This window comes from Raineyella antarctica (assembly GCF_900092135.1).
GTDB lineage: Bacteria > Actinomycetota > Actinomycetes > Propionibacteriales > Propionibacteriaceae > Raineyella > Raineyella antarctica.
This window is the reverse complement of sequence record NZ_FMYF01000008.1, coordinates 26,226-39,417: the sequence shown is the minus strand read 5'-3', so window position 1 is coordinate 39,417 and position 13,192 is coordinate 26,226. Positions and strand designations below refer to the sequence as shown.

Below are 13,192 nucleotides of genomic sequence, written 5' to 3'. Positions count from 1 at the left end.
CGGGTCAGCCGGCCAGCTGACGGACGAGGTCGAAGGAGAGCCGGACCACCAGGGCGGCCACCACCACGAGCAGCACCTTGCGGATGAAGCCGTTGCCGTGCCGCAACGCCATCCGCGCCCCGGTCAGTCCGCCGGTGACGTTCGCCACCGCCATCATCAGGCCCAACGGCCAGTTGATGTGGCCGGCCAGCGTCGCGATGGCGGCGATGTTGGTGGTCATGTTCGCCAGCTTCGCCCGGGCCGTGGCCTCCAGGAAGCCGTAGCCGAGCACCCCGACGATCAGGATGACGAAGAAGGTGCCCGTGCCCGGGCCGAGGAAGCCGTCGTACACGCCGACGCCCAGGCCGATCGTGGCCGACCGCACGGCGAGCCCGCGGCCCTCGTACCGCCGGTGCGACTCCAGCCCGAACGTCGGTCGACGCCACAGGTAGCCGCCGACGACCAGGAGTGCGAGCAGGACGAAGGGGGTGAACCATTCCTTGGGCAGGTAGGTGACCATCCGGGCCCCGATCGCCGACCCGACCGCGGCGCCGGCCATCAGGGGCAGCACGTCACGCCAGTCGACGCGGATGCGGCGCAGGTAGGTGAGGGTCGCGCTGGTGGTGCCGGCGAAGGAGGAGATCTTGTTCGTGCCGGAGATCGTCGCGACCGGGGTGTCCGCCGGGAGCCCGAGCAGCAGGGCGGGCAGCTGGATCAGGCCTCCGCCACCGACGACGGCATCCACCCACCCGGCCACGAAGGCGACGGCCACCAGCCCGGCCACCACCCAGATCGGGAGGTCCGCCAGGGCCTGGGTCACATCTCCGCCGACCGGGTCAGCCGCGGACCTGGGCGACGATCCGCTCGACGGCCTCGGCGACGGGGACCTGCTCGGCCGTGCCCTCGATCCGGTCGCGAAGCTCGACCACGCCCTCGGCCAGGCCGCGACCGACCACCACGGTGGTCGGCATGCCGAGCAGCTCGGCGTCGGCGAACTTCACCCCCGGGGAGGCCTTGCGGTCGTCGTACAGCACGGTGATGCCGGCGGCGTCGAGCTCCTGGGCCAGGCCGGCGGCGTAGTCGGCCACCTCGGTGCCCTTGCCGGTGGCGACCAGCTGCACGTCGAACGGCGCCAGGGCGCGCGGCCAGCGCAGGCCCTTCTCGTCACAGGTGGTCTCGGCCACGGCCGCGACCGCGCGGGAGACGCCCACGCCGTACGAGCCCATGGTGACGGTCACCTGCTTGCCGTTCTGGTCCAGCACCTTCAGGCCGAGCGCGTCGGCGTACTTGCGGCCGAGCTGGAAGATGTGGCCCATCTCGATCCCGCGGGCCAGCTGCAGCGGTCCGGAGCCGTCCGGCGACGGGTCACCCGCGCGGATCTCGGCGACGTCGATCACCCCGTCGGAGGTGAAGTCCCGGCCGCAGACCAGGTCGAAGACGTGCTTCTGGGGAGCATCTGCGCCGGTGATCCAACGGGTACCCTCGACCACGCGGGGGTCGGTCAGGTAGCGGATGCCGGAGCTGTTCTCCTCCCCCAGCACCCCCGGTCCGATGTAGCCCTTGACCAGGGAGGGGTACCTGGCGAAGTCCTCCTCGGCGAAGGGGACGGCGACGGCAGGCTCCAACTGGGCCTCCAGGCGCTTCTCGTCCACCTCGCGGTCGCCCGGCAGGCCGATCGCCAGCGGCTCCTTGGTCCCGTCGGGGTACTCCAGCATGAACACGACGTTCTTGAGGGTGTCCGAGCCGTCCCACGGACGGTCGGTGCGCGGCTGCAGGTCGTTGGCCACCCGGACCAGCGCCTCGATCGTGGTGGAGTCGGGGGTGTCCTCCACGTGGGCGGCGGGCGCAGCGTCGTACGGCAGCGGCTCGGGCGCGCCGATCGCGACGGCCTCGACGTTCGCGGCGTAGCCGCCCGGGGAGCGAACGAAGGTGTCCTCGCCGTTCTCGGCCACGGCGAGGAACTCCTCGGAGGCCGAGCCGCCCATCGCGCCGGACATCGCCTGCACGATCACGTACTCCAGGCCGAGCCGGTCGAAGATCCGGATGTACGCGTCGCGGTGCTTGTCGTACGCCGCCTGCAGGCCGGCGTCGTCGATGTCGAAGGAGTAGGAGTCCTTCATCACGAACTCGCGGCCCCGCAGCACGCCGGCCCGCGGGCGGGCCTCGTCGCGGTACTTGGTCTGGATCTGGTAGAGCACCAGGGGCAGGTCCTTGTACGAGGAGTACAGGTCCTTCACCAGCAGGGTGAACATCTCCTCGTGCGTGGGGCCGAGGAGCATGTCGTTGCCCTTGCGGTCCTTCAGCCGGAACAGGTTGGGGCCGTACTCGATCCACCGGTTGGTCAGCTCGTAGGGCTCGCGCGGAAGCAGCGCCGGGAAGTGGACCTCCTGGCCGCCGATGGCGTCCATCTCCTCGCGGACGATGTCCTCCACCTTGTGCAGCACCCGCAGGCCCAGCGGCAGCCAGGTGTAGATGCCGGGGGCGGCACGGCGGATGTAGCCGCCGCGGACCAGCCAGCGGTGGCTCGGGACCTCGGCGTCTGCCGGGTCCTCGCGCAGGGTCCGGACGAACAACTCCGACATCTTCGTGATCACAAGGGGCTCCCAGGGGTCGATGGACAGGCCGACTCTACCGCGCCCGCCGCGCCGGGCCGTACGCCAGTCACCACCCTCAGCCGACGGTGACGCCCTCGACGCCCAGCGAGCGGACCGCTGCCAGGGTGCGGTCCCGGGCACGCTCCAGCGTGGCCCGCTCGACGCCGGCCGGTACCGGCGCGCTGCCGTCGAGGGCCGCGGTGACGTGCACCAGGCGGATCGGGCGACCGGCGGCGTAGTGGGTCACGTACGTCGGGATGGCCGTCGCCTCGGTGACCTCGAACCGTCCCGGAGCGGCCTCGTGGAAGGTGAACCGGGCGGTGATGCCCTCGTAGGTGGCGCTCTGCTCGGTCTTCTGCTGGGCGATCTGGTTGCCGAGGCCGTAGACCACCCAGGTGTTCCCGACCTTGGTCCAGGGCTGCACGGTGTGCGCGTGGTGGCCATAGACGAGGTCGATCACCCCGGACTCGGCCAACGCCTTGGCGTTCGCGACCTGGTCGGCGGTGGGCGCCGTGGTGTACTCCGTGCCGTCGTGCAGGGCGGCGAGCACGATGTCGGCACCGGCGGCGCGGGCGGCCCTGGCCTTGGCGATCATCGTGCCGGTGTCGATCCGGTCCACGGCCCACTGGCGTTCTGCCGGCAGTTGGTAGCCGTTCAGGCCGTACGCCGCCTCGACGACGGCGACCTTCACCCCGGACTCGGTGGTGTAGATGGCCGGGGTCCTGGAGTCGGCCTCGGTGGCGTACGCGCCGGTGGTGACGATGCCGGCGCTGCGGAAGTCGGCGACCGTCCTGGTGATCCCGGCAGTGCCGGCGTCCAGGGAGTGGTTGCTGCCGAGGGTGCACAGGTCATAGCCCGCGGCGGCTGCTCCTGCGGCGACCTGCGGGGGCGCGGCGAAGGACGGGTAGTTGCTGTAGGGCCCGCCCTGGGGGCCGACCGGGACCTCCTCGTGGCAGACCGCCAGGTCGGCCGCCTTGATCACCGGGCCCATCGAACCGAACATCGGCCCGAAGTCGTACTGGTCCGTGCCGGCCTGCCCCTTGGCGTGGGCGTCCTCCTGCGCGGAGAACCAGGTGGTGTTGTGCCACAGCAGGTCACCGGCCAGGGCGACGCTGACCGTACGGGCGGGTGCCGCACTCGGGGTGGGGTCGGTCGTCGTGGGGGCGGACGTCGTGGGGGCGGTTGCGGGCGGCTGGGCCCCTTCCGTCGGGCCACAGCCCGCCACGAGGACGGCGGCCGCCAGTGCCGCCACGAGCGTGCTCCTGGCCCTGCGATTCCTGTGCATGCCTGCTCGCCCCTCCGGACCGGCGGTCCCCGGCGACAGGCTAGTAGAGGACGGTGGCGAACTCACCGACCTGGCGCATCCCGGCCCGGCGATAGGTGGCCAGGGCGGGCGCGTTGAAGTCGTTGACGTAGAGCGTCACCACCGGCCACTGCTGGCGGGCCTGGCTGATCACCGCGGCCATCGCCGGTGCGGCGATGCCCCTGCCGCGGTGGGACGGGGCGACCCAGACGCCCTGCACCTGGCAGCGCGTCGACGTCGCCGAGCCGATGTCGGCCTTGAAGATGACCCGCCCGTCCTCGACGATCGCGTACGAGCGTCCCTGCTGGATCAGTGACCGGATGTAGACGCGGTAGGACACGTCCGAACCGTTCACGGCCGGGGACTGGCCGACCTCCTCGGTGTACATCGCCACCGCTGCGTCGGCGTACGCGTCCCATTGGGCCAGGGTGACCTGCCGGACCCGCGGGTCGGCGGCGATGTCCGGCTCGTGGTCGATCAGCATCACCGGCTGGTGCGCGCGGATGTCGCGGGCCTCGGCCCACGGCCCGCCCCACCTGTCGACCAGTTCGTGGTACAGGCCCATCGCCGCCTCGGAGGGCCCGATGATCGAGGACGCGAAGCGCTGGAATCCGGCGAAGGCAGCGAAGGCCGCGCAGGCCCGGTCGTCTGCGTTCACCGGCACCATGTTGGACCCGGCGTGCAGCATCGACCTCAATTCGCCGCCGACCTCGTACCCCCACACCGGGCAGCCGAGGGTGATCCGGTCCAGGCCTCCCGAGCGTACCCGGGCGGCGACGTACAGGTTGTCGACCGGGGCCAGGTGCAGCAGGGCGAGGGCGGCCGGCAGGTCCTCGGGGCCCAGCGTTCGTACGCCGAAACTGGTGGAGGGTCGTGGCGGTGCCCACATGGTCGTTCCCCTTCGGGTCAGCTGACGCTGACGATCGGTGCGGCGTCCGCCTGGTCGGCTTCCAGCGTCTCGGCGAGGCGGTTGGCCTCCTCGATCAGGGTGGCGACGATCTGGTCCTCGGGGACGGTCTTGACGACCTCGCCGTGGACGAAGATCTGGCCCTTGCCGTTGCCCGAGGCGACGCCGAGGTCGGCCTCGCGGGCCTCGCCGGGCCCGTTGACGACGCAGCCCATGACGGCTACGCGCAGCGGCACGGTCATGCCCTCCAGCCCCTTGGTGACCTCCTCGGCCAGGGTGTAGACGTCCACCTGGGCCCGCCCGCACGAGGGGCAGGAGACGATCTCCAGGTGGCGCGGCCGCAGGTTGAGCGCCTCGAGGATCTTGACGCCGACCTTGACCTCCTCGACGGGCGGGGCGGACAGGGAGACCCGGATCGTGTCACCGATGCCCTGGGCCAGCAGCGCCCCGAACGCGACCGAGGACTTGATCGTGCCCTGGAACGCCGGGCCCGCCTCGGTGACGCCCAGGTGCAGCGGGTAGTCGCAGGCCTCGGCCAGCAGCTGGTAGGCCCGGATCATCACCACCGGGTCGTGGTGCTTGACCGAGATGGCGAAGTCGTGGAAGTCCACGTCCTCGAACAGCCGGGCCTCCTGCATCGCCGAGGCGACGAGGGCCTCGGGGGTGGCCGAGCCGTACTTCTGCATGATCCGCTTGTCGAGCGAGCCCGCGTTGATCCCGATCCGCAGCGGGACGCCGGCGTCCGAGGCCGCCCTGGCGATGTCGGCGATCTTGTCGTCGAACTGCTTGATGTTGCCCGGGTTCACGCGGACCCCCGCACAACCTGCCTCGATCGCCTGGAAGACGTAGCGCGGCTGGAAGTGGATGTCGGCGATCACCGGGATCTTCGACTTCTTGGCGATGATGTGCAGGACGTCGGCATCGTCCTGGCTGGGCACGGCCACCCGGACGATGTCGCAGCCGGCGGCGGTGAGCTCGGCGATCTGCTGCAGCGTGCCGTTGATGTCAGTGGTCTTCGTGGTCGTCATGGACTGCACCGAGATGGGGGCGTCACCGCCGACCTCCACGTTGCCGAGCTTCAGCTTGCGCGTCACGTGGCGCGGGGCGAGCTGGATCGGGGCGGGAGCGGGCATGCCGAGACTTGTTGCCATGGGTACAGAGTAGGACACACACCACAACGGGGCCGACGAAGAACACAGTCCCTCGTCGGCCCCTCAGCATCCGGGGTGGGCGGAGCCTCAGCGCTTGGCGCCCTTCGCCGCGAGCCCGACCACGATCGGGTCGTGGTCGGAGGAGGCGTACGCGCCGGTGGTGTGGAAGTCGGTCACGTTGTAGTTGCGACGCGAGTACTGCATCGCCACCGACTCGTCGGCGTTGATGTCCCAGACGCCGGCACCGCTGACCAGGGACCGCGCCTTCTTGTTGGCGAAGACGTGGTCGAGCGAGCCGAGGCGGCCGTCGAACTGGTAGGTCGCCGAGGCCGGCTCGTACGCCGTGGCCAGGTTGGTGTAGCCGGCGGCCTCGATGGCCCGGACCGGGTCCTCCTTGGAGTAGGCATTGAAGTCGCCGGCCAGCAGCACGGCCTCGTCCGGGTACAGCTCGGAGACCCAGCCGGTCAGCGCCTTGGCCTGCTCGACGCGCGACGGGTTGGAGCGGCCCTGGCCGGTGCCGTCGTCCTCGCCGGAGCCCTTCGACTTGAAGTGGTTGGCGACCACGACGAACGGCGAGCCCGCGTTGCGCAGCTTGAACTTCTGCGCCAGCGGCTGTCGGGCGTTCGCGAAGGCCGGGTCGACCAGGATCTGGGAGGCGCCCAGCAGCTGGACCCGGTCGGGGTTGTAGATGAAGGCCGTACGGATGACGTCCTCGTTGCTGGGCACGACGGTCGGCGAGGGGACGTACGCCCAGGTGCCGCCGGCCGCGTTCAGCGCCCGGACGAGCGCGGCCAGGGCCTTGTCGCGGTCCTGGCCGGGCAGGTAGGAGATGGCCGAGGAGGCCTCGATCTCCTCCAGTGAGACCACGTCGGCGCCCAGTCCGTTGATCGCGGTGACGATCTTGGCCTGCTGGTCGGCGAAGGCCTGCTCGCTGTACGCGCCGCGGACCTCGCAGTAGTTGGTCGCCACCGGGTTGCCGTCGCGGTCGGTGTAGGCCTTGCAGCCGGCCTCGTCCTTGCCCAGGTCGGTGAAGTAGTTCAGCACGTTGAACGTGGCGACCTTCACGTCACCGCCGACCGCGGGCGCGGTGGCCTCGCGGTCGTTCTCGGTGGCCAGCGGGTCCTGCTCGTCGGCGGCACCGACGACCTGGCCGGTCGGCTGGTAGTTCCACTGGAAGCGGTAGTCCAGGATGACCGGCTGGGTGAAGGTCACCTGGGAGCCGGTGCGCATCGGCTCGTCCTGGGACAGGTACGGCAGCGGCGAGTCCTTGGCGGTGCTGTTGGTCATGTAGTTCCAGCTCGAGCCGTCGTCGAGGGTGATGTAGCGCTTCTTGTTCTCGGCCTCGTACGCCGCGGCCCGGTCCGGCGTGACGACGTCGGTCGCGGTGTACAGCGGTTCGGTGCCCGGGGTCAGCCCGAGCTGGCCGAACTGGTTGAGCTGGTAGTTGTTCGTGATGGTGTGCGTGCCCTCGGGGAGCACGAGCATGCCCTCGTAGGGCTCCTTCTCGGCGTCCGTCGCCGGCAGCGCCGCCAGCCGGGTCGGGGCGACCGGCGCGCAGTCCGCGGCGGCGGTGACCGCGCCCCCGTCCAGTTCGGTCAGGCCGTTGTACTCCTTGACCGTGGAGCCCTCGACGACCACGCAGTCGCCGACCTCCAGGCCGGCGGCGGCCGCGGAGGAGTAGACGAAGATGCCGTCGGAGGCATCGCCCGGCTTCTTCGCGGTGCCGCCGGTGCCGGGGGTCTGCAGGTAGACGCCGTTGAAGCCACCGATCGGGTACGCGGCGGTGACGACGCCCTGGGTGGTGACCTTCTGGCCGACGAACGGCGATGCGGCCCCGGTGCCCTGGATCTCGGCGATGGTCCGGGTGAGCACCGGCTCGGGGTCGGTGCCGCCACCCGAGGACGTGCTGTTCCTGGGCGTCGGGGTCCCGGCGGTGAAGTCGGCCTTGTTGTCGTCGGTGTCGACGTAGCCTGCCCCGTCGGTCCTGCGCTGGGCCGAGGTGGTGCTCGACAGTCCCGGCGCCGCACCGGTGCCCTCGTACGTGGTCGCGCCGCCGTAGCCGACCCTGTCGACGATGGTCGCGCCGGAGACGAGGTCGATGCGACCGTCGGTGCCGCTCATCGCCAGCGTGCAGATCGCGTCCGGCGTGGGCAGCGCGGTGGTCCCACCGTTCCCCTTGGCCTGCTGGACCAGGTAGTGCCCGCCCGGGGCGACGCTCGCCGTGGCCGGCAGGGTGCACGTGTTACCGCCGCCGCCGGTGGCGGAGTAGTACCGGAGGGACAGGCCGGACAGGGACACGGCGGTGGTGGTCGGGTTGTACAGCTCGACGAAGTCGTGGGTGAGGGTGGCGCCGGAGTTGCCCCCGCCGCCGTAGACCTCGGAGAGGACCAAGTGGACGGGGGGGGCAGCGGAAGCGGGGGCGACGGCCAGCGGCATGAGGAGCAACGCACCAAGTGCTGTTGCGATCCCGGCCGCCACCTTGCGGGGACGTGAGGACATGGGGCACTCCTGGGGAGGGCGGGAAGGGACGTCTGTCACCGTACGGTCGGAAACGCCGTCAACATCTCCTCAGGAGGTCCTCAGGGGCAAGAATTCATCCGACCTTCCCCTGCTCGTCGTCCGCCGTCCCCGCGGGCGTCACCCTCGGGGACGGGGCTCAGAAGAGCCGGATCGGGTTGATCAGGTCCGCGATGATCAGCACCGCCCCCGACACGATGAAGAGTGCCGTCACCGCCCAGGAGATCGGCAGCAGCTTGGCGGTGTCGAAGGGGGGCGGCATGGCCCGGCGCCGCAACCGTGCGATGGTCCGGCGTACCCCGTCCCAGATGGCTCCGGCCACGTGGCCCCCGTCCAGCGGTGGGAGCGGGACGATGTTGAACAGCGCGAGGAACAGGTTCACCGAGCCCAGCAACTGGGCGACGACAGCGACCTTGCTGCCCGAGGTGAGCAGGTTGGTGGTGACGATCTCGCCGGCGACGCGGGAGGCTCCGACCACGCTGACCGGCCCGTACACGTCGCGCGGCCGGCCGGTGACCATGTCGACGCCGGTGCGCCAGACCTTCACCGGGAACCGCAGCAGGGCGTAGGCCGACTGCTTGCTCATCGTCCACATGTCCTTGCCGACGGCGACCGGGCCACCCCGCTGCACCTCGACCTTCGGGGTGACACCGAGGAAGCCTGCCTCGATGTTGCGCCCCGGATCGAGACGGCTGGGCACCCCGGTGGTGACCGTCGGCACGGTCGGGAGGGGGACCTGCTGCCCGTCGCGCTGCACGACGAGGGTGGCCGGTGCGGAGAGGTTCGCGCGGATCAGGCCGGAGACCTGGTCCCAGTCCTGCAGCCGTTGCCCGTTGAAGGAGACCAGCACGTCACCCGGCTTCAGCCCCATCTCGTACGCGGGCGTCTTCGGGTCACCCGGACCACAGTGCCGGTCGGCACGGTTGGCGGGGATCACGCACTCCGGGACCGAGGCGACGGCCAGCGTGGGCCGGGCGACGCCGGCCCCGGCGGTCACGCCGAGCAAGAGGAGGAAGGCCAGCAGGAGGTTCATCGCCACGCCACCGGACATGATGACGATGCGCTGCCAGACCGGCTTCTGGAACAGCAACTTCCCGTCGTCCTCGGGGGTGATCTCCTCCCACTCGTAGGCGCGGGCGTCCTCGGCGATCTGCTGCAGGGCATTGGTGCCGCTGGCGCGTACGTGGTTGTCGCCCGGTGCGGGCGGGTACATGCCGACCAGCCGGACGTAGCCGCCCAGCGGCAGGGCCTTCACTCCGTAGTCGGTGGAGCCGATCCGGCGCTTCCACAGGGTCCGGCCGAAGCCGACGAAGTACTCGGTGACCTTGACGCCGAACAGCTTGGCCGGGATCAGGTGCCCGACCTCGTGCAGAGCGATCGACACCATGATCAGGGCGAAGAAGACCACCGCACCCAGCAGGTACCACACTGTTTCCATCGGGGGTCCTCTCGTCGTCCAGCGGGGAAGTACGGTCGTGCCCGGGCGCGGGCACGTACGACGCCGGCCCGTACGCCCTTGGCCGCTCGCCGCCGGCTCTCAGTGGCCGGTGCGGCGCCGCGCGGCCGTACGGGCCCAGGCGTCGGCGGCCATCACGATCTCCACCGTGATCGCGTCGTCCCCGACGAACGCGGAGCCGTCCGTCACCCCGGTGGTGCCGGGGTCGCAGTGCTCGTCCAGGACGGCGGCGATCGTGTCGACGATGTCCAGGAAGCCGATGCGGCCCTCACAGAACGCATCGACACAGACCTCGTTGGCAGCGTTGAGGACCGCTGGTGCCGTGCCTCCCAGTGTGCCCGCCCGACGCGCCAGTTCAACTGCCGGGAACGCCTCGCCGTCCAGCGGCTCGAAGGTCCACGACGCCGCACGGGTCCAGTCGACCGGCGCGGCGGCACCCTGGGTGCGCTCCGGCCAGGCCAGGCCCAGGGCGATCGGCAGCTTCATGTCGGGCGGGGAGCACTGGGCGATCAGCGCCCCGTCGATGTACTGCACGGCGGAATGCACGACGGACTGGGGGTGGACGACGACCTGGATCCGGTCCAGCGGCATGTCGTACAGCAGGCCGGCCTCGATCAGTTCCAGGCCCTTGTTCACCAGCGTGGCCGAGTTGATCGTGATCACCCGACCCATCTGCCAGGTCGGGTGGGCCATCGCCTGGTCGGGCGTCACGTCGCGGAGCTCGGCACGGGTGCGTCCCCGGAAGGGGCCGCCGGACGCCGTCAGCACGAGCCTGTCCACCTCGTCCGCCCGTCCGGCCTGCAGGCACTGCGCGATGGCCGAGTGCTCGGAGTCGACGGCGACGAGCTGGCCCGGGGCGGCCGCCTCGGTGACCAGCCGGCCGCCGATCACCAGTGACTCCTTGTTCGCCAGCGCAAGGGTGGTGCCGGCCCGCAGGGCGGCGAGGGTCGGCAGCAGGCCGACCGACCCGGTGATGCCGTTGAGGACGACGTCGGCCCGCTCCCCCGCCAGCTCGGTGGCGGCGTCGGGGCCGGCGATGATGCGCGGCAGCTCCATCTCACCCCGGTTCCAGCCGCGCCGCTGGGCCTCGGCATAGAGGGCCAGCTGCAGGTCCTGGACGGCGGTGGGCCGGGCCAGGGCCACGGTCCGCGGGGCGAACTCCAGCACCTGGGCCGCCAGCACGTCGATGTTGCCGCCCCCGGCCGCCAGCCCGACGACCCGGAACCGGTCCCTGCGGCCGGAGATGACCTCCAGCGCCTGCGTGCCGATGGAGCCGGTGCTTCCCAGAATGATCACGTCTCGCACCGGTCAAGTGTCGCACGCCAAGCACCCCGGATATTTTCCCTGCACGCACCTCGGTAGGTACCTAGGTTGCCCTCGACATGTTCGTTTCACCGGAACACAAGCGTGTGACAGGGGTCACCCTCCGCCACTGTTGGAGCAACCCCCCCGACCGAGGGGCCCCGCGGACCGAACGGCGAGCGGACTCCAGGTCACAGAAGGCCGCGCCAGCGCCGACACGGACCCCCTCACACTGGAGCCCAGATGAACACCACCACCCGCTCGTCAGCGAGCACCATCCCCGACATCCCGGCCGACCACGCCAAGGAAGCACGGACCGCCGGCTGGGTAGCCGCGATCGCCGGACTCTCCCTGCTCTTCGACGGCTTCGACCTGACCGTCTACGGCACCGTCCTGCCCGGCCTCCGCACCGGCGGCTCCAACGCCCTCGGTTGGTGGTCCAGCGGTATCACCGGTGGCCAGGCAATGAACCCGGCCGTCGCCGGCGAACTCGGCTCCTACGCCCTGATCGGCGTCATGATCGGCGCCCTGGCCGCAGGTGCCATCGGTGACCGCATCGGCCGCAAGAAGCTGATCCTCGGCGGCATCGCCTGGTTCTCCCTCGGCATGTTCATCACCGCCTTCGCCGAGTCGGTCACCGTCTTCGGCGCGATGCGCCTGATCACCGGCCTCGGTCTGGGCGTCCTGCTGGCCACGGCCGGCGCGACGATGGCCGAGTTCGCCCCGGCCGGCAAGCGCAACTTCTACAACGCGATCGTCTACTCCGGCATCCCCGCCGGTGGCGTGCTCGCCGCCTTCCTCGGCCTGGCCCTGCTCGGCCAGATCGGCTGGCGCGGCATGTTCATGATCGGTGCGACCCCGATCCTGTTCCTCTTCCCGCTCGCCCTGGTGATGCTCCCCGAGTCCCCGCGCTGGCTGCTCTCGCGCGGCCAGGTCGACCGGGCCGTCGCCATCTCCCGCAAGACCGGCATCCCGCTCCGTGAGCACCAGCAGTTCGGTGGTGTCCCGGTCGCCGAGGACCTGCACCTGGAGATCAAGGAGAAGGTCGGCTTCGCCGGCATCTTCTCGAAGAAGTACCTGGTGGGCACGCTGTTCCTGGGCCTGATGAGCTTCTCCGGCCTGCTGCTGACCTTCGGCCTGAACACCTGGCTGCCCAGCATCATGGGCGGGCACTTCCAGGACGCCGGCATGGGTGCGGACGCCGCCAAGCGCTACGGCCTGATCTTCCTGCTGCTGCTCAACGGTGGTGCCGTCGTCGGTGGCCTGATCGCCTCCCGCGTCGCCGACAAGGCCGGCCCGCAGCGCGTCATCATCACCACCTTCACCCTGGCGGCCCTGTCGCTGACGCTGATGACCTTCGGCTTCCCGATCCCGATGCTGCTGGCCTACATCGCCGTCGCCGGCGTCGGCGTGCTGGGCACCCAGGTGCTGATCTACGGCTTCACCTCCAACTACTACGCCACCAACGTCCGCGCCGCCGGCGTGGCGTGGTGCTCGGGCTTCGGCCGACTGGGTGGCATCCTCGGCCCGCTGATCGGTGGCTGGCTGGCCGCCGCCGGTCTGGGTGGCAACACCGCCTTCTACGTCTTCGCCGGTGTGGCCCTGTTCGGTGGCCTGATGACCACCATGGTGCCGCGGCCCAAGGCCGGGCGCTCCGACGCCCAGCAGCTCGCCGAGGAGGAGCTGGCGGTCGCCAACGCCTGATCGGTCGGACCCCGACCTCGCACCACCTCATGACCGGCGGGTCGGCTCCCACTCAGGGGGCTGGCCCGCCGGTCGCTTGCATCAGGGAACCCGCCTCGCGTTCCTCCATACGCCCCGCGGAACCCCTCTCCTCGGTGTCGGTCCGCGCGGGGCCTGTCAGGCGCTGGGCGGACGGGGTCCATGGATGCCCGTACGCAGGAGATCGAGAGGCCCTCGGACAGGACCGGACCATTGGACAGCACCTCCATCTGGTGGACTCTGGGGAGGAGGCCTGTCGCG

General features: G+C 70.7%; 9 protein-coding genes. 1 reads left to right on the top strand and 8 read right to left on the bottom strand.

Going from position 1 to position 13,192, the window contains the following annotated elements; genetic code table 11:
• Positions 1 to 4: 4 nt before the first annotated feature.
• The 8 genes from GA0111570_RS12170 to dxr form a co-directional block, all read right to left on the bottom strand.
• Entirely contained in the window at positions 5 to 799 is a 795-nt protein-coding gene (locus tag GA0111570_RS12170) for a sulfite exporter TauE/SafE family protein (protein WP_175557474.1), read from the bottom strand.
• Between the two features lie 16 nt (positions 800 to 815).
• Complete coding sequence (locus tag GA0111570_RS12165) at positions 816 to 2,561, bottom strand: proline--tRNA ligase (protein ID WP_092611838.1); 1,746 nt, start codon at positions 2,559 to 2,561, stop codon at positions 816 to 818.
• A gap of 88 nt (positions 2,562 to 2,649) precedes the next feature.
• Positions 2,650 to 3,825, bottom strand: coding sequence for a CapA family protein (locus GA0111570_RS12160; RefSeq protein WP_092611534.1), 1,176 nt, complete (start codon positions 3,823 to 3,825; stop codon positions 2,650 to 2,652).
• A gap of 73 nt (positions 3,826 to 3,898) precedes the next feature.
• The gene (locus tag GA0111570_RS12155) at positions 3,899 to 4,765 is read right to left on the bottom strand and encodes a GNAT family N-acetyltransferase (protein ID WP_092611531.1); all 867 of its coding nucleotides are present in this window, start codon (positions 4,763 to 4,765) and stop codon (positions 3,899 to 3,901) included.
• Between the two features lie 17 nt (positions 4,766 to 4,782).
• The gene (gene ispG / locus GA0111570_RS12150) at positions 4,783 to 5,934 is read right to left on the bottom strand and encodes a flavodoxin-dependent (E)-4-hydroxy-3-methylbut-2-enyl-diphosphate synthase (protein ID WP_092611528.1); all 1,152 of its coding nucleotides are present in this window, start codon (positions 5,932 to 5,934) and stop codon (positions 4,783 to 4,785) included.
• 87 nt (positions 5,935 to 6,021) lie between these two features.
• Entirely contained in the window at positions 6,022 to 8,433 is a 2,412-nt protein-coding gene (locus tag GA0111570_RS12145; RefSeq protein ID WP_092611524.1) for an ExeM/NucH family extracellular endonuclease, read from the bottom strand.
• A 157-nt stretch (positions 8,434 to 8,590) separates the two neighbouring features.
• Complete coding sequence (locus tag GA0111570_RS12140) at positions 8,591 to 9,889, bottom strand: M50 family metallopeptidase (protein ID WP_092611521.1); 1,299 nt, start codon at positions 9,887 to 9,889, stop codon at positions 8,591 to 8,593.
• A 99-nt stretch (positions 9,890 to 9,988) separates the two neighbouring features.
• The gene (gene dxr / locus GA0111570_RS12135; protein ID WP_092611518.1) at positions 9,989 to 11,212 is read right to left on the bottom strand and encodes a 1-deoxy-D-xylulose-5-phosphate reductoisomerase; all 1,224 of its coding nucleotides are present in this window, start codon (positions 11,210 to 11,212) and stop codon (positions 9,989 to 9,991) included.
• Between the two features lie 240 nt (positions 11,213 to 11,452).
• Between dxr and GA0111570_RS12130 the strand changes: the two genes are divergently transcribed.
• Positions 11,453 to 12,913: an MFS transporter gene (locus GA0111570_RS12130; protein WP_092611515.1), complete on the top strand. Its 1,461-nt coding sequence runs from the start codon at positions 11,453 to 11,455 to the stop codon at positions 12,911 to 12,913.
• Positions 12,914 to 13,192 lie beyond the last annotated feature (279 nt).

What these genes read in the sequence shown, in the direction of transcription:
- GA0111570_RS12165 (WP_092611838.1), bottom strand. Translation starts at nt 2,561, where the DNA reads ATGTCGGAGTTGTTCGTCCGGACCCTGCGCGAGGACCCGGCAGACGCC.
- GA0111570_RS12155 (WP_092611531.1), bottom strand. Translation starts at nt 4,765, where the DNA reads ATGTGGGCACCGCCACGACCCTCCACCAGTTTCGGCGTACGAACGCTG.
- ispG (WP_092611528.1), bottom strand. Translation starts at nt 5,934, where the DNA reads ATGGCAACAAGTCTCGGCATGCCCGCTCCCGCCCCGATCCAGCTCGCC.
- GA0111570_RS12145 (WP_092611524.1), bottom strand. Translation starts at nt 8,433, where the DNA reads ATGTCCTCACGTCCCCGCAAGGTGGCGGCCGGGATCGCAACAGCACTT.
- GA0111570_RS12140 (WP_092611521.1), bottom strand. Translation starts at nt 9,889, where the DNA reads ATGGAAACAGTGTGGTACCTGCTGGGTGCGGTGGTCTTCTTCGCCCTG.
- GA0111570_RS12130 (WP_092611515.1), top strand. Translation starts at nt 11,453, where the DNA reads ATGAACACCACCACCCGCTCGTCAGCGAGCACCATCCCCGACATCCCG.